Here is a 15705-nt window from a genome sequence, read left to right as displayed (position 1 = left end):
CACTTTGATAGTTGCGTAGCACGTTCCAGAGTTCTCCCGCGAACTCAACATTGTTACACAGTGAATCAGAAAATGCATTCCAATACTGTATATTCAAACAGGTCATTTTGTGTCATAATTAGCCGTTTCTGACAGCCGTTTGTCCTTCAAACAAACCAGGCAATCCGTGTTCCAACCGGGAAAGGTGAATGGATAAGATCGAAGTTCGGGGCGCCCGCACCCATAATCTCAAGAATATCAACCTCATAATCCCTCGCGACAAACTCATCGTCGTGACCGGGCTTTCGGGGTCTGGCAAATCCTCACTGGCTTTCGACACTTTGTATGCCGAAGGACAGCGTCGTTACGTTGAATCGCTCTCGGCGTACGCACGTCAGTTCCTGTCGCTGATGGAAAAACCGGATGTCGATCATATTGAAGGGTTATCGCCTGCTATCTCTATTGAGCAGAAGTCTACCTCGCATAACCCGCGTTCAACGGTCGGTACCATTACCGAAATTCATGACTATCTGCGTCTGCTGTATGCCCGCGTGGGTGAGCCGCGCTGCCCGGACCACGATGTCCCGCTGGCGGCACAGACCGTGAGCCAGATGGTGGATAACGTGCTATCGCAGCCGGAAGGCAAACGCCTGATGCTGCTGGCACCGATCATCAAAGAGCGTAAAGGCGAGCACACCAAAACGCTGGAGAACCTGGCAAGCCAGGGCTATATCCGCGCCCGTATCGACGGCGAAGTGTGTGACCTGTCCGATCCGCCAAAGCTTGAGCTGCAAAAGAAGCACACCATCGAAGTGGTGATTGACCGCTTTAAGGTGCGTGACGATCTCGCCACGCGTCTGGCTGAATCCTTTGAAACCGCGCTGGAACTCTCTGGCGGCACGGCCGTGGTCTCCGACATGGACGACCCGAAAGCGGAAGAGCTGCTCTTCTCCGCCAACTTCGCCTGCCCGATTTGCGGCTACAGCATGCGCGAGCTGGAACCGCGCCTGTTCTCGTTCAACAACCCGGCGGGTGCGTGCCCGACCTGTGACGGTCTGGGCGTGCAGCAGTATTTCGATCCGGATCGCGTGATCCAGAACCCCGAGCTGTCGCTCGCGGGCGGTGCGATTCGCGGCTGGGATAAGCGTAACTTCTACTACTTCCAGATGCTGAAGTCGCTGGCGGAGCACTACAAATTCGACGTTGAAGCGCCGTGGGCGAGCCTGAGCCCGAACGTGCACAAAGTGATCCTGTTCGGTTCCGGCAAAGAGAACATCGAGTTCAAATACATGAACGATCGCGGCGATACCTCCGTGCGTCGCCACCCGTTCGAAGGGGTGCTGCACAATATGGAGCGCCGCTACAAAGAGACCGAATCCAGCGCGGTGCGCGAGGAGCTGGCGAAGTTCATCAGCAACCGCTCCTGCGCCACCTGCGAGGGCACGCGTCTGCGTCGCGAAGCGCGCCACGTGTTTGTGGAAAACACGGCGCTGCCGACCATCTCAGACATGAGCATCGGCCACGCAATGGACTTCTTCAATAACCTGAAGCTTTCCGGCCAGCGTGCGAAAATCGCCGAAAAAGTGCTGAAAGAGATCGGCGATCGCCTCAAGTTCCTCGTGAACGTTGGCCTGAACTACCTGACGCTTTCCCGCTCGGCGGAAACGCTCTCCGGCGGTGAAGCCCAGCGTATCCGTCTGGCGAGCCAGATTGGCGCGGGCTTAGTCGGCGTGATGTACGTGCTGGATGAACCGTCCATCGGCCTGCACCAGCGCGACAACGAGCGTCTGCTCGGCACACTGATCCACCTGCGCAATCTCGGCAACACGGTAATCGTGGTGGAGCACGACGAAGACGCAATTCGCGCCGCAGACCACGTGATCGACATCGGCCCGGGCGCGGGCGTGCACGGCGGCCAAGTGGTGGCGGAAGGTACGCTGAAGGACATTATGGCGGTGCCCGAGTCGCTGACCGGCCAGTACATGAGCGGCAAGCGCAAAATTGAAGTGCCAAAACAGCGCGTCGCGGCGAACCCGGAAAAAGTGCTGAAGCTCACAGGAGCGCGCGGCAACAACCTGAAGGACGTCACCCTGACGCTGCCGGTTGGCCTGTTTACCTGCATTACCGGCGTGTCCGGTTCCGGTAAATCGACGCTGATCAACGATACGCTGTTCCCGATTGCGCAGACGGCGCTGAACGGCGCGACGCTGGCCGAGCCTGCACCGTACCGCGATATTCAGGGGCTGGAGCATTTCGACAAGGTTATCGACATCGACCAGAGCCCGATTGGCCGTACGCCGCGTTCCAACCCGGCGACCTATACCGGCGTCTTCACGCCCGTACGTGAACTCTTCGCCGGCGTACCGGAAGCGCGTTCGCGCGGGTATACACCAGGACGTTTCAGCTTTAACGTGCGCGGCGGCCGCTGTGAAGCGTGTCAGGGCGACGGCGTGATCAAGGTTGAGATGCACTTCCTGCCGGATATCTACGTGCCGTGCGACCAGTGCAAAGGCAAGCGCTATAACCGCGAAACGCTGGAGATTAAATACAAAGGCAAGACCATCCACGAAGTGCTGGACATGACCATCGAAGAGGCGCGCGAGTTCTTTGACGCCGTCCCTGCGCTGGCGCGTAAGCTGCAGACGCTGATGGACGTAGGCCTGACCTACATTCGCCTGGGGCAGTCAGCAACAACCCTGTCCGGCGGTGAGGCGCAGCGCGTGAAGCTGGCGCGCGAGCTGTCCAAGCGTGGTACCGGCCAGACGCTCTACATTCTGGATGAACCGACCACCGGCCTGCACTTTGCGGATATCCAGCAGTTGCTTGAGGTGCTGCACCAGCTGCGCGATCAGGGCAACACGATTGTGGTCATCGAACATAATCTGGACGTGATTAAAACCGCGGACTGGATTGTCGATCTCGGCCCGGAAGGCGGCAGCGGCGGGGGTGAAATCCTCGTCTCCGGTACGCCAGAGACCGTTGCAGAGTGCGAAGCCTCGCACACCGCGCGCTTCCTTAAACCGTTGCTGTAATTGTTACACGGAGAGCTGCTGTCGGGTCGCTTCCGGCAGCAGCTCAACCGCCTGCTTATAGGACGCATCCACCAGATAGTAAATTTGCGAGCCGGGCAGCGAGCCGTCCAGATAAACGGTACTCCAGTGCGCCTTATTGAGGTGCTGGCTCGGCCTCACATCATCATGCTGCTGACGTAATAGATCCGCCAGTTCCGGGCTGGTTTTCAGCGACGCCGCCGGGCGCCCTTCAACCTCTTTCACCATCGCAAACAGCACGTCTCCCACTTTGATCTGCGTGGCTTTCCAGTCGCTGTGAACGCTTTGTTCCGCGCCAGGCTTGCTCATGCAGTACTGAAGTATATCCGAAATTGTCATCTTTATTCCCCTTGTAGCGTTGCGATAATTTTACGCGAACCACCGTGAATGCGATGTTCTCCCAGCCAGATCCCTTGCCACGTTCCCAGCATTAGCCGCCCGTTATGAACCGGTAGCATCAGCGATACGCCCAGCAGAGAAGATTTGATATGCGAAGGCATGTCATCTGCGCCTTCATAATCGTGCTCGTAGGGGGCGTTGTCCGGAACCGTCTTCAGGAAATGGTGTTCCATATCAGACCGGACGGTAGGGTCGCAATTTTCATTAAGCGTGAGGGAGGCTGACGTGTGCTGAAGCAGCAGATGCAGTAAACCCGTTTTGACGCGCGACAGGTCGCGGAGTTGCCCGATGACTTCGTCCGTCACAAGGTGAAACCCGCGGGGTTTAGCGCTTAAGGTCAGGGTCTGTTGATACCACATGAGCTGCTCCGTTCTGAAAGATGAATCTTTCTAAGTGTGCAGCAAGAAGGCGAAAGGTAAAACCCGCAGCGGCGGATTTGTTCAAAAAAGAATCAAACCCGCCGCTCAAGAACTAATACTCGGAGTTAACAATCACCTCCTCGCCAAACTTTCCTGCCATCGGCAGCGGTCGATAGGTCGAGTTAGAGGCACGCAGCACCCGGATCGCTCTGGCTCCCACATCCTGCGCCGCGGTAATGTCGTTATCCGAATCACCGTAGAACACTTTGATGTTTTTCTGCTCCAGCCACTGGGTTTTGGTGTTTTGTCCCTCTTTATCACCGGCAAAAATGACCGGATTCATGCTGGCTGCCGGGATCTGAAAATCGTCCTGCAGGGTTTTGGAGACGGTCTCCGTTTTGGTCTGGCTACGGCCGGTGACAAAGTAAATGCTGTCGCCGCGCTTAACGTGCATGGCGATCAGCGCGCGGGCCACCTCTTTCGGAATGCTGAACTCATCCCAGCCGTTATTCATTTTTTCCCAGAACTCCGGGTTCTTCAGATACGCTTCGCTGTCCGGAGAATACGTTTTCTTGCCACGCCAGAAGCCAGGGCTTGAGAACAGCACGGTATCGTCAATGTCGAAGCCCACGGCCATTGGCGGGCGGCCCATCAGGCTGTTTTCGATTTGGGCCACGGAAACCCAGTGAATGGGTGCCTGCTCGGCAAGGATGGCGGCGGTGGTACCGGTGTAAAGCGGCGTCGGTGCGGAAGCTCGCGCGACGACGGCGCTATTAAGCGAGAACAATAAGCAGGCGGCGCTGAGCGCCAGTGTGATCTTGCGCATATTTTCCCCTGTATATTCAGTTTGTTATCTTTATATTTTGAGTGGATGGTCAAAAATCTATCCGACCATAACCCCGGCGGGAGGGGAAGGAAAGGAGTTTTTACTTATAAAGATGAATAAAAAGAAGACGATCACAAAGTGCCGGGGGACGTGTTTATGCGGTCTGATGCCCTCACCCCAGCCCTCTCCCGGTGGGAGAGGGCTGGGTTAGTGAGCATTTACATTACAGCAGCAAACGCCTGCGCCACGCGCTGGACGTTGCCGGCATTCAGGCCCGCCACGCACATACGGCCGCTGGCGATCAGGTAGACACCGAACTCGTCACGCAGGCGATCGACCTGTGCCGCGCTCAGTCCGGTATAGCTGAACATCCCGCGCTGCTTGAGCAGATAGTCGAAGTTATGCCCCGGCACCGCCTCTTTCAGCACGTTAACAAGTTCCTGACGCATCGACAGAATGCGCTTGCGCATCGCTTCCACTTCCGCAAGCCAGGTGGCTTTCAGCTGTTCGTCGCCCAGAACGGTCGCCACCACCTGCGCACCAAAGTTCGGCGGGCTGGAGTAAATACGGCGGACCGTCGCTTTCAGTTGGCCGAGAACGCGCCCCGCGGCTTCGGCGTCTTCACACACCACGGACAGACCGCCAACACGCTCACCGTAGAGAGAGAAGATTTTTGAGAAGGAGTTGCTGACCAGCGCTGGCAGCCCGGCGCTGGCAACGGCGCGGATGGCGTAAGCATCTTCTTCCATGCCCGCGCCAAAGCCCTGATAGGCGATGTCGAGGAACGGGATCAGGTTACGTGCCTTCAGCACCTCGATCACCGCATCCCACTGGGCATTGGTGAGGTCCGCCCCGGTCGGGTTATGGCAGCATGGGTGCAGCAGCACGATGCTGCGCGCCGGCAGGGTGTTCAGTTTTTCCAGCAGCGCTTCGACGCGCACGCCGTTGGTTTCGCTGTCGAACCACGGATAGATCTCGACCTTAAAGCCCGCGCCTTCAAAGATGGCCACGTGGTTTTCCCACGTCGGGTCGCTGACCCACACGCCGGAATCCGGGAAATATTTTTTCAGGAAATCTGCGCCTACCTTCAGCGCACCCGAGCCGCCCAGCGTCTGGATAGTCGCCACGCGCTTTTGCGCGAGCACCGCGTGGTCCGCACCAAACAGCAGCGGCGCAATCGTATTACGGTAGGTGTTTAACCCTTCCATCGGCAAATAAAGCGAAGCACCGTGCGGGGTTGCGTTAAGACGCGCTTCGGCTTCGGCAACGGCTTTCAGTTGAGGAATGATGCCGTCCTCGTTGTAATAAAGACCAATGCTGAGGTTCACTTTATCGCTGCGAGGATCTTCTTTGAAACGCTCCATCAAGGAGAGAATAGGGTCGCCGGCGTAGGCGTCTACTTTCTGAAACACGCGATGTTCTCCGGATTATTATGAGGCAGGGTTTTCAACAATAAACCGGAAGCGGAATAAGATCGAGGGGATGTTAACAGAAGCGGGATGCATCGCATCCCGTTAAAGCTCAGTCGATGTATTTCATCGCCACCCGTGACGTCAGACGCGTAATAAGTTCGTAAGCACTTACTTTTGTAATCTCAGCAATGCGTTCAACGGGCAGACCTTCACCCCACATCACCGCATCGTCGCCCGCTTTATCCTGCGCGCCGGGCCCAAGATCCACGCAAATCATGTCCATCGCCACGCGGCCGACAATTTTCACTTCACGACCATTGACCAGCACCGGCGTGCCCGTTGGTGCCGCGCGCGGATAGCCGTCGCCGTAGCCCATCGCCACCACGCCAAGCCGCGTGTCGCGCTCGCTGGTCCAGGTACCGCCGTAACCCACCGGCTCGCCCGCTTTGTGCTCCCGCACGGCAATCAGCTTTGATACCAGCGACATCACCGGCTTAAAGCCTAAGTCCGGCCCCCAGGGTTTATTCTCTAGTGGGGAAACGCCATACAGGATAATCCCCGGACGCGCCCAGTCGAAGTGGGACTGCGGCCACAGCAGAATGCCGCCGGATGCCGCAATGGAGCGCATTCCCGGCTTGCCTTCGCAGAAGGTGTTGAAGATATCAAGCTGCTGCTCGGTTGCGCCGCATTCGGGCTCATCGGCACGGGCAAAGTGGCTGACGATATTGACCGGCTGACGCACATTTTTGCACTGGCACAAACGCTGATAAAACGCCTCCGCGTTTTCCGGGCGCACGCCCAGCCTGTGCATGCCCGTGTCGAGCTTCATCCAGACGGTGACCGGCTCGCTCAGTTCAGCCGTTTCCAGCGCGGCCAGTTGTTCTTCGTTGTGTACCGCCGTGTGCAGCTGCTGGTCTGCAATGGTCGGCAGATCCGAGGCTTCAAAAAAGCCTTCGAGGAGCAGAATCGGTTGCGTAATGCCGCCTGCGCGCAGGCGGAGAGCTTCTTCGAGACGGGCGACGCCAAAGGCGTCGGCATCGGGGAGCGTTCGCGCGGTCTCGAGAAGACCGTGTCCGTAAGCGTTCGCTTTCACGACTGCAACGAGCCTGCTGGCGGGCGCCAGTTCACGCAGACGTTGCAGGTTGTGTCGCAGAGCGCGGCGGTTAATCACAACAGTTGCCGCTTGCATTTGAATTCCTTAGAAATTACTCATCATCATATTGAGGACCGGCATAGTTGTCGAAACGCGACCACTGTCCGTTAAAGGTCAGACGTACCGTACCGATGGGGCCGTTACGTTGCTTACCAATAATAATTTCGGCGATCCCTTTCAGGTCGCTGTTCTCGTGATAGACCTCATCACGGTAGATGAACATGATTAAGTCGGCATCCTGCTCAATGGAGCCGGATTCACGCAGGTCGGAGTTGACCGGGCGTTTGTCTGCACGCTGTTCCAGGGAGCGGTTAAGCTGCGACAGCGCCACTACCGGCACGTGCAGCTCTTTAGCTAACGCCTTGAGCGAGCGGGAAATCTCTGCAATTTCCAGCGTACGGTTGTCTGAGAGCGACGGGACGCGCATCAGCTGAAGGTAGTCGATCATGATAAGGCCGATGCCGCCGTGTTCACGGGCGATGCGGCGCGCGCGGGAGCGCACTTCCGTCGGCGTCAGGCCGGAGGAGTCATCGATGTAGATGTTCCGTTTTTCCAGCAGAATACCCATGGTGCCGGAGATGCGTGCCCAGTCCTCGTCGTCGAGCTGGCCGGTACGGATGCGGGTCTGATCCACGCGCGACAGGGATGCCAGAGAACGCATCATAATCTGCTCCGAGGGCATCTCGAGACTGAAAATAAGCACCGGCTTATCCTGCAACATCGCCGCGTTTTCGACGAGGTTCATCGCAAATGTCGTTTTACCCATCGACGGACGCGCCGCGACGATAATTAAATCCGACGGCTGTAAACCGGCAGTTTTTTTGTTCAGATCGTCATAGCCTGTGTTCACCCCGGTCACACCGTCGTGCGGCTGCTGGAAAAGCTGCTCTATACGCGCAACGGTGGCGTCGAGCACGTCGGCGATGTTTTTGGGGCCTTCGTCTTTGTTGGCGCGGCTTTCGGCGATTTTGAAGACGCGGGACTCGGCAAGATCGAGCAGGTCTTCACTGGTTCGACCCTGCGGATCAAAACCGGCTTCGGCGATCTCATTCGCCACCGAGATCATCTCTCGGACAACGGCGCGTTCACGCACGATGTCAGCATAAGCGCTGATGTTCGCCGCACTTGGCGTGTTTTTTGACAGTTCTGCCAGATAGGCAAACCCGCCGACGCTGTCCAGCTGTCCCTGACGCTCCAGCGATTCCGCGAGTGTGATCAGGTCAATCGGGCTACCCGACTCCTGCAGGCGCGCCATTTCGGTAAAGATATGACGGTGCGGACGGGTGTAGAAATCCTCAGACACCACGCGCTCGGCGACGTCGTCCCAGCGTTCGTTATCCAGCATTAAACCGCCCAACACCGACTGTTCCGCTTCAATCGAGTGCGGCGGGACTTTTAACCCTGCGACCTGGAAATCACGCTCGCGAGGTTCAGTCTGTTTGTTGAAGGGTTTGTTTCCTGCCATAGTGAATGGAGTTACCGAGATAAAGAGTGGGTCGAAAGATTACCATATTTTTCTTACGGAGGGAGCATGGCAACGCGCATTGAGTTCCAGAAACACGGCGGTCCTGAAGTGCTGAAAGCGGTGGAGTTTACCCCCGCTGCGCCTGGCGAGAACGAAATTCAGGTTGAAAACAAAGCTATCGGCATTAACTACATTGATACCTATATTCGCGGCGGTCTCTACCCACCTCCGTCAATGCCGAGCGGCCTGGGCACTGAAGCGGCCGGCATCGTCAGCAAAGTGGGCAGTGCGGTTAAGCACATCAAAGAAGGCGATCGTGTGGTATATGCACAGTCTGCCCTGGGCGCTTATAGCTCCGTCCACAACGTCCCGGCGGATAAAGCCGCCCTGCTGCCTAACGCCATCTCCTTTGAGCAGGCGGCGGCCTCCTTCCTGAAAGGCTTAACCGTTTACTACCTGCTGCGTAAAACCTACGAAATTAAGCCCGATGAGCAGTTCCTGTTCCATGCTGCCGCCGGTGGCGTGGGGCTGATTGCCTGCCAGTGGGCGAAAGCCTTAGGCGCGAAGCTGATCGGCACCACAGGCAGTGCACAAAAAGCCCAGCGTGCGCTGGACGCGGGCGCGTGGCAGGTGATCAACTACCGGGAAGAGAGCATCGTCGAACGGCTAAAAGAGATCACCGGCGGCAAAAAAGTACGCGTCGTGTATGACTCGGTGGGGAAAGACACCTGGGAAGCGTCGCTGGACTGCCTGCAGCGTCGCGGACTGATGGTGAGCTTTGGTAACGCCTCAGGCGCTGTCACCGGCGTCAATCTCGGCATTCTGAATCAGAAAGGGTCGCTGTACGTGACGCGCCCTTCTTTGCAGGGTTACATCACCAACCGGGAAGAACTTGAGGAAGCCAGCAACGAGCTGTTCTCGCTGATCGCCAGCGGCGTCATTAAGGTGGATGTGGCAGAAGCGCAGAAATACCCGCTAGCCGATGCGCAGCGTGCGCATGAGGTGCTGGAGAGCCGGGCAACGCAGGGGTCGAGTTTGTTGATTCCATGAGCCCCAAAAAGAAATTGGGCTTCCCGTGGGAAGCCCTTTCTTTTTTTAGTTCGGCTGTATGTAGGGTACAGCGCGATGAATTCTTTAACGGCAGTCATAGTGACAGATTCGATAAGTAAATCCTATTCTGTTCTAAGCCATGCTGCCGGAAAAGTTACAAGTATGTGACGAGCCCCTCAATACCTTAGTAACGGAAGCGGTTATTGCGCTGATAAGTCGGCAGTTTTGGCGCTTTAATCGCCCGTATTACCCACACCACGGCGATAGCCAGCAGCAGCCACGGCAGCAGTTTGATCGTCAGGGCAAATAATCCGCCGATAAACATAATTACCGTGGCCACAACGAGCGCGGCCAGAATGCCGAGCAGCGACACGCCCGTGACCATCAGCATGACAAAAAAGCCAATCACAAAAAGTAGTTCAAGCATGGTGCTCTCCCACGAGTTCCCGAATGATGCTGCAATCATTACAAGAATCATGCCAAAGCTAACCTATTGTTCTTAAAGCAAAACGCCCCGCGAGGATCCGCAGGGCGTGGTGAATTTGACGATCTTTTAGCGAAATTATCGCTTATCCGCCACCAGCCGCAGCGCATGTTCCAGCACCTCAATATCGGCACCAGCTTTATGCGCGTTCTCACTGAGGTAGCGACGCCACTGGCGCGCGCCCGGAATACCCTGGAACAGGCCAAGCATATGGCGGGTGATGTGGCCAAGATAGGTGCCATTGCTCAACTCGCGCTCAATGTAAGGGTACATGGCACGCACGACGGCAACAGGATCGGTGTCTGCGCCTGCAACGCCAAAGATTTCGCGGTCGACGGTCGCCAGAATGCCCGGATTTTGATACGCCTCGCGCCCGACCATCACGCCATCCATATGCTCAAGGTGCGCTTTCGCCTCTTCCAGCGACGTAATACCGCCGTTGATTGACATCGTCAGGTGCGGGAAATCACGTTTCAGCTGGTACACGCGCGGGTAGTCCAGCGGCGGGATCTCACGGTTCTCTTTCGGGCTAAGGCCTGAAAGCCAGGCTTTGCGGGCGTGGATGATAAACATCTCACACTCGCCTTTCCCTGACACCGTATTGATGAAATCACACAGGAATTCGTAGCTGTCCTGGTCGTCGATGCCGATACGGGTTTTGACCGTCACCGGAATGGAGACCACATCGCGCATCGCTTTGATGCAGTCCGCCACCAGCTGTGCGTTGCCCATCAGACAGGCGCCGAACATGCCGTTTTGCACGCGGTCGGAAGGGCAGCCAACGTTCAGGTTGATCTCGTCGTAGCCGCGTTCTTCCGCCAGCTTTGCACACTGGGCCAGCGCGACCGGATCGCTGCCCCCCAACTGCAGCGCAACCGGATGCTCTTCTTCACTGTATGCCATGTAGTCGCCCTTACCGTGAATAATTGCGCCCGTGGTCACCATTTCGGTGTACAGCAGCGTATGGCGGGAGAGCTGGCGCAGGAAATAGCGGCAGTGTCTGTCCGTCCAGTCGAGCATCGGCGCAATAGAGAAACGGTGTGCAGGAAAAGCGGTCTGGTGTTCTGACGACATGGCGAAGTTTTAAGCATCTGGTGGAAAAGGGGCGCTACTATAGCACAAAGAAAAGCCGGAGGCGCAGCGCCTCCGGTGTACTTTAGAACGTCATGCTCAGCTGAGCCCCTGCGCCCCAGGTTTCGTCCTCGCCATACAGGCCCATCAGGTCAACATGAACGGTATTGAACGGCGCGAAACCGACACCGCCGGTAAAGACGTTGCTGTCGTTCCCTTTCATATCCGCACGATAACCGGCACGCACCGCCAGCCAGCTCAGCGGAGTCACTTCAGCACCGACCCCAACATACTGCGACGTATCTTCGCTCTTAAAGCCTTTGGTTTCGGTCAGATCGCCATCGGCGGTCAGGGTCACTAGATCGTTGTGCCAGGCAGCGCCCGCGGTCACCAGCGGACGGATCTGGTAGGTGTCTTTATAGCTCACCACTTCCCCCGTACGCCCGTTGCGGATGCGGATATCTTTGGTGTCGATATCGCGCGACATCAGGTTTTGCCCGCTCACGCCGACCGTCCAGTTTTCGCCAAAATCAGCGGCAATACCGGCATCGACGTTAAAGCCGGTATCGTCTGTACGGTAGCGGCTATCGTTCCACTTATTACTGTCGTAATCGTAGATCGAGGTGGTGTAGTTATAGATCCAGCTTTTTTGCAGTTTTGGCGTCACGCCCACGGAAACCGGAACGCCGCCAAGGTCAAACTGGCGGGCAACGGCAATACCGTAGTCGGAGATAATCGCCGCCCGACCGGACGCCGTTGAGTTGAGGTTTTTAGTGATCTGGTCCGTGCCGTTCAGCGCAGCGTCCAGGGCAACGCCGGCAGCCACCAGATTGCTTCTTTGAATACCGCGCAGATAATCAATATCCTGCTGGTCGATAGACGAACTTACCCGGCCATGGGCGTACCCTTTCGCCATAAAGGCCACGGAAAGCACATCGTTAGGGATACTCACGGCAAGGCCTGCTCCTGCCGTCGCGCGAGCGGTTTTGCCCTTGAGATAGTCCAGTTCATCGGCCAGATCTTTGGCCGCGCCCTGGAACTGATTTATGGAGCCTAACGGATTAGTAATAACTTCGATTGGTGTAAGATTATCAACCACATCCTTATAGTGATTGATTTTGTCGTTGATGGTATCAATCTCATCCTGAAGATTGTCCTCATCCGTTACCTGCACCCCAACGGACGGCAAAATGACCGTCACGTCATCGTCCGGTTTTGCCTTTGCCAGCAATGCGGGGTTAATTAACGCCCCGCTACCATAGTTGCCCGAAGCAACGCCGGTGCCCCCCATCGCGTCGCTACGTGATTCTGTCCAGGTATTGGCTGCTCCCGCCTGATTTGCCATAAACAAGGAGACAGCGATGCTAACCACCGAAAATTTAAAATGTTTTTTCACAGTATGCCCGTCTTATAGTCTGTTATGAAATAACCCCTGTCTGTTATCCCCCAAACAGGCGCGAACTATTGCTGTGAATAAAGATAAAAAGACCCGCTAATTCATTCCCTAAGTAAAACTTCCTTACGGCCTGTTGTAATTTGTGACGGCCCTCAATATTTATAGAAGAGGAAATTATTTTTTCCCAGGTTTTCCATCGTGCGGCCCAAAAAACTGTGGCGGATGGTCTACCCAGCGATCTTCCCGCGTGGCGGCATAAACCGGATTAAGCGGATAGTAGATGCGGTTGTGCTTCTTGTTGCTCTCCCCCACCACCAGTAGCCGAACCTCTTCCTCGGTGTTGTTGATAAAGGTGTGGCACACCCCCGTTCCGGCGGGAAAGCCCACGCTGTCTCCGGGTTCGAGTTTCCACAAATAACCATTAATCCAGGCTTCAGGATAGCCTTCAAGCACGTAGATAAACTCTTCTTCGTCCCTTTCCGCATGGGGATAGGACGTCCGACGACCCGGCGGTAAACGTTCATGATGAATGCCTATACGCCTGAGGCCCAGGCTGCGCGCCAGCGGCGATCCGATGGAAAAAAGCTCGTTACTGTCGGGGTAGGTGGCGTCATCTGGCCCTTCTACGTCGCGCCAGTGCTTGATACAGTCTGGTTTTTTCATTGTTACATTCCCGGTTTGCGATGCGTCAGGTATAGCACAGCCTGGCGGATATCGGTGTTTTTGCCAGAACATGATAAAGTGATGGTTTTATTTCCCCGAACATCCGAGGTGCTAAATGGATAAGTCCACAAAAGAGCTGTTAGCGCAGGCCGAAAAGCTGTGCGCGCAACGCAATGTGCGCCTGACCCCGCAGCGCCTTGAAGTCTTGCGCCTGATGAGCCTGCAACAGGGGGCGATCAGCGCCTACGATCTGCTCGACCTGCTCCGCGAAAGCGAGCCGCAGGCTAAACCGCCCACGGTGTATCGCGCGCTGGATTTCCTGCTGGAACAAGGGTTTGTGCATAAAGTCGAATCCACAAACAGCTATGTCCTGTGCCATCTTTTCGATCAGCCAACGCATACATCGGCCATGTTTATCTGCGATCGTTGCGGCGTAGTGAAAGAAGAGGGAGCGGAAGGCGTAGAGGACATTATGCACTTGCTGGCGGCAAAAATGGGTTTTGCCCTGCGTCATAACGTGATTGAAGCGCACGGGCTGTGTTCTGCATGCGTTGAGGTGGAAGCCTGTCGACATCAGGATGCGTGTCAGCACGACCACTCAATTCTGATAAAGAAAAAGCCGCGTTAGCAGCAAAAGAAAGGCGGCTCTTAAGCCGCCTCTGTGGGTTATTCAGCGTTACCAGCGGTAATCGTTACGGGTTTCCCAGTCTTTGACTTCGTTTTCCGCCTGATCTTTCGCGTAGCCGTAACGTTCCTGAATTTTACCGACAAGCTGATCGCGCTTGCCTTCAATGACGGTCATATCGTCATCAGTCAGCTTACCCCACTGTTCTTTCGCTTTACCTTTGAACTGCTTCCAGTTGCCGCCGATTTCGTCTTTATTCATCATCGTGTCCTCTTAGTTAAGCGTCGGGTCGTAACGTCCGTTACGTTCTTTTCTGCTGGACGTGATAATAACTGTAGCTAAGGATTCGGCAGTTGATTTCATATTCGGAATCTTTAACCGTCACGATATATCGTGACGGGAAGGAAGCCAGGTATTATTTTGCCAGTGGCGATGCCAGATAAAGGCAAGCGAGAGGCCGCGCAGGGAGAGAAAGACCGCAAGCGCCAGCCACAAACCGTGATTACCCAGCCACGGAAGCGTCAGCAGCGTCAAACCAAACCCCGCCGCCGCAACCGCCATACTGTTGCGCATTTCCGCTCCGCGCGTCGCACCGATAAACATGCCGTCCAGCAGATAACACCACACTCCCACCACCGGCAAGATCACCTGCCAGACGATGTAGTGGTCCGCCAGTTCGCGTAAAGCCGGGATCGAAGTGAGTAATGCAATAATGTTACGGCCAAAACAGGCATAAATCAGTGCAAACGTCAGCGCGACCAGTCCCGCTTGTCGACAGGCTGCCCGCCAGACATCCCTAAGCTGGCCACTTTCCCGCGCGCCGTACGCCTGCCCGGAATGCGCCTCAACGGCGTAGGCGAAGCCGTCCAGCGCGTAGGCGGTAAACGTCAGCAATGTCATCAGGACCGCATTCACCGCGACGATCTCAGGCCCAAGACGGGCACCAAAAACCGTCAATGCGCCAAAACAGAGTTGTAGCAGAAGCGAGCGCAGCATGATGTCACGGTTGAGCGCCAGCAGTTTACGGATATTGCCGCGCCATGCGGTTTTCAGCATTACAAGGGATATCCCGCGCAGGGCCAGCACGCGCCAGACCATCCACAGCCCAATGAGTAAGGTTCCGTATTCGGCAATCGCCGTTGCCAGTGCCGCCCCGCGCACGTCCATATGCAGGCCCATCACCAGCCAGAGATCGAGCACAATGTTGAGAAGGTTTCCCACAACCAGCAAAATCACTGGCGCACGGGCGTATTGCACACCCAGTAACCAACCCAGCAGAACCAGGTTTGCCAGCGAAGCGGGCGCGCTGAGCCAGCGGATTTCCAGGAAGCGACGCGCCTGCTCCAGTACCGCCTCGCTGCCGCCAACAACATGGAGCGCAAGGTCTATCAGGGGCGTGCGCAGTAAAAGAATGAGCCCCCCCGCGCCAAGCGCCAGGATCAGCGGCTGCACCAGTGCACGCGCCAGACGTAACGGATCTTTCGCACCATACGCCTGTGCCGTGAGCCCGGTAGTACTCATACGCAAAAAGAGCAGCAGCATAAACAGGAAGCTGGTTGCCGTCGCGCCAATCGCCACGCCGCCAAGATAAACAGGGGAATCGAGATGACCAATAACGGCCGTATCGACCAGACCCAGCAAGGGCACGGTGATATTGGAGAAAATCATCGGCAGGGCAAGACGCCACAATGCCTTATCAGATGCCGTCAGCAGTGACATGAGAGATACCGGGAAGGGTAAATGAAGCAGGCTACAGCGGAAGCGTAGCCTGTC

The 15705-nt window shown here is 56.4% G+C and carries 15 protein-coding genes; 3 read left to right on the top strand and 12 right to left on the bottom strand.

Going from position 1 to position 15705, the window contains the following annotated elements:
- Positions 1-188: 188 nt before the first annotated feature.
- Complete coding sequence (gene uvrA, locus IB212_RS01590) at positions 189-3011, top strand: excinuclease ABC subunit UvrA (protein ID WP_041911534.1); 2823 nt, start codon at positions 189-191, stop codon at positions 3009-3011.
- 3 nt (positions 3012-3014) lie between these two features.
- Here uvrA and IB212_RS01585 read toward each other — a convergent pair whose 3' ends face one another.
- From IB212_RS01585 to dnaB, 6 genes are all read right to left on the bottom strand, one after another.
- Positions 3015-3368: an MmcQ/YjbR family DNA-binding protein gene (locus IB212_RS01585; protein ID WP_041911535.1), complete on the bottom strand. Its 354-nt coding sequence runs from the start codon at positions 3366-3368 to the stop codon at positions 3015-3017.
- A gap of 2 nt (positions 3369-3370) precedes the next feature.
- On the bottom strand, positions 3371-3787 hold the full coding sequence (locus IB212_RS01580) for a secondary thiamine-phosphate synthase enzyme YjbQ (protein WP_041911536.1): 417 nt from the start codon (positions 3785-3787) through the stop codon (positions 3371-3373).
- 112 nt (positions 3788-3899) lie between these two features.
- The gene (aphA, locus tag IB212_RS01575; protein WP_041911537.1) at positions 3900-4613 is read right to left on the bottom strand and encodes an acid phosphatase AphA; all 714 of its coding nucleotides are present in this window, start codon (positions 4611-4613) and stop codon (positions 3900-3902) included.
- A gap of 218 nt (positions 4614-4831) precedes the next feature.
- Positions 4832-6025, bottom strand: coding sequence for an aromatic amino acid transaminase (gene tyrB, locus IB212_RS01570; RefSeq protein WP_041911538.1), 1194 nt, complete (start codon positions 6023-6025; stop codon positions 4832-4834).
- Between the two features lie 109 nt (positions 6026-6134).
- Positions 6135-7214 carry an alanine racemase gene (alr, locus tag IB212_RS01565; protein ID WP_028015170.1) on the bottom strand — a complete coding sequence of 360 codons (1080 nt, stop codon included), beginning with the start codon at positions 7212-7214 and terminating at the stop codon, positions 6135-6137.
- Positions 7215-7230: 16 nt separating this feature from the next.
- Complete coding sequence (gene dnaB / locus IB212_RS01560) at positions 7231-8643, bottom strand: replicative DNA helicase (RefSeq protein ID WP_008503375.1); 1413 nt, start codon at positions 8641-8643, stop codon at positions 7231-7233.
- A 66-nt stretch (positions 8644-8709) separates the two neighbouring features.
- Here dnaB and IB212_RS01555 point away from each other — a divergent pair, with 66 nt between their 5' ends.
- Positions 8710-9693: a quinone oxidoreductase gene (locus IB212_RS01555; protein ID WP_041911539.1), complete on the top strand. Its 984-nt coding sequence runs from the start codon at positions 8710-8712 to the stop codon at positions 9691-9693.
- A 184-nt stretch (positions 9694-9877) separates the two neighbouring features.
- Here IB212_RS01555 and pspG read toward each other — a convergent pair whose 3' ends face one another.
- The 4 genes from pspG to IB212_RS01535 form a co-directional block, all read right to left on the bottom strand.
- Positions 9878-10120, bottom strand: coding sequence for an envelope stress response protein PspG (pspG, locus tag IB212_RS01550; RefSeq protein ID WP_041912090.1), 243 nt, complete (start codon positions 10118-10120; stop codon positions 9878-9880).
- Positions 10121-10255: 135 nt separating this feature from the next.
- The gene (gene dusA / locus IB212_RS01545) at positions 10256-11251 is read right to left on the bottom strand and encodes a tRNA dihydrouridine(20/20a) synthase DusA (protein ID WP_041911540.1); all 996 of its coding nucleotides are present in this window, start codon (positions 11249-11251) and stop codon (positions 10256-10258) included.
- Between the two features lie 82 nt (positions 11252-11333).
- The gene (traF, locus tag IB212_RS01540; RefSeq protein ID WP_153657273.1) at positions 11334-12593 is read right to left on the bottom strand and encodes a conjugal transfer protein TraF; all 1260 of its coding nucleotides are present in this window, start codon (positions 12591-12593) and stop codon (positions 11334-11336) included.
- Between the two features lie 225 nt (positions 12594-12818).
- Positions 12819-13307: a cupin domain-containing protein gene (locus tag IB212_RS01535; protein ID WP_041911542.1), complete on the bottom strand. Its 489-nt coding sequence runs from the start codon at positions 13305-13307 to the stop codon at positions 12819-12821.
- A gap of 115 nt (positions 13308-13422) precedes the next feature.
- Between IB212_RS01535 and zur the strand changes: the two genes are divergently transcribed.
- Positions 13423-13935: a zinc uptake transcriptional repressor Zur gene (gene zur / locus IB212_RS01530; RefSeq protein WP_041911543.1), complete on the top strand. Its 513-nt coding sequence runs from the start codon at positions 13423-13425 to the stop codon at positions 13933-13935.
- A 48-nt stretch (positions 13936-13983) separates the two neighbouring features.
- Here zur and IB212_RS01525 read toward each other — a convergent pair whose 3' ends face one another.
- Positions 13984-14193 (bottom strand): CsbD family protein, encoded by a 210-nt coding sequence (locus IB212_RS01525; protein WP_014882139.1) that lies wholly within the window; start codon positions 14191-14193, stop codon positions 13984-13986.
- Positions 14194-14313: 120 nt separating this feature from the next.
- Positions 14314-15651 (bottom strand): MATE family efflux transporter DinF, encoded by a 1338-nt coding sequence (gene dinF, locus IB212_RS01520; RefSeq protein WP_041911544.1) that lies wholly within the window; start codon positions 15649-15651, stop codon positions 14314-14316.
- Positions 15652-15705: the final 54 nt, after the last annotated feature.

The organism is Enterobacter sp. E12 (genome assembly GCF_014596715.2).
GTDB classification, from domain to species: Bacteria; Pseudomonadota; Gammaproteobacteria; order Enterobacterales; family Enterobacteriaceae; genus Enterobacter; species Enterobacter bugandensis.
Note: the sequence above shows the minus strand (reverse complement) of the source record. Positions and strands in the feature narration are given on the sequence as shown.

Excerpts from the sequence above, each read along its gene's own strand:
- alr (WP_028015170.1), bottom strand. The coding sequence starts at position 7,214 with ATGCAAGCGGCAACTGTTGTGATTAACCGCCGCGCTCTGCGACACAAC.
- traF (WP_153657273.1), bottom strand. The coding sequence starts at position 12,593 with ATGGCAAATCAGGCGGGAGCAGCCAATACCTGGACAGAATCACGTAGC.
- IB212_RS01535 (WP_041911542.1), bottom strand. The coding sequence starts at position 13,307 with ATGAAAAAACCAGACTGTATCAAGCACTGGCGCGACGTAGAAGGGCCA.
- IB212_RS01525 (WP_014882139.1), bottom strand. The coding sequence starts at position 14,193 with ATGAATAAAGACGAAATCGGCGGCAACTGGAAGCAGTTCAAAGGTAAA.
- dinF (WP_041911544.1), bottom strand. The coding sequence starts at position 15,651 with ATGTCACTGCTGACGGCATCTGATAAGGCATTGTGGCGTCTTGCCCTG.
- dusA (WP_041911540.1), bottom strand. The coding sequence starts at position 11,251 with ATGTCGTCAGAACACCAGACCGCTTTTCCTGCACACCGTTTCTCTATT.
- aphA (WP_041911537.1), bottom strand. The coding sequence starts at position 4,613 with ATGCGCAAGATCACACTGGCGCTCAGCGCCGCCTGCTTATTGTTCTCG.
- IB212_RS01585 (WP_041911535.1), bottom strand. The coding sequence starts at position 3,368 with ATGACAATTTCGGATATACTTCAGTACTGCATGAGCAAGCCTGGCGCG.
- pspG (WP_041912090.1), bottom strand. The coding sequence starts at position 10,120 with ATGCTTGAACTACTTTTTGTGATTGGCTTTTTTGTCATGCTGATGGTC.
- IB212_RS01555 (WP_041911539.1), top strand. The coding sequence starts at position 8,710 with ATGGCAACGCGCATTGAGTTCCAGAAACACGGCGGTCCTGAAGTGCTG.
- dnaB (WP_008503375.1), bottom strand. The coding sequence starts at position 8,643 with ATGGCAGGAAACAAACCCTTCAACAAACAGACTGAACCTCGCGAGCGT.
- zur (WP_041911543.1), top strand. The coding sequence starts at position 13,423 with ATGGATAAGTCCACAAAAGAGCTGTTAGCGCAGGCCGAAAAGCTGTGC.
- IB212_RS01580 (WP_041911536.1), bottom strand. The coding sequence starts at position 3,787 with ATGTGGTATCAACAGACCCTGACCTTAAGCGCTAAACCCCGCGGGTTT.
- uvrA (WP_041911534.1), top strand. The coding sequence starts at position 189 with ATGGATAAGATCGAAGTTCGGGGCGCCCGCACCCATAATCTCAAGAAT.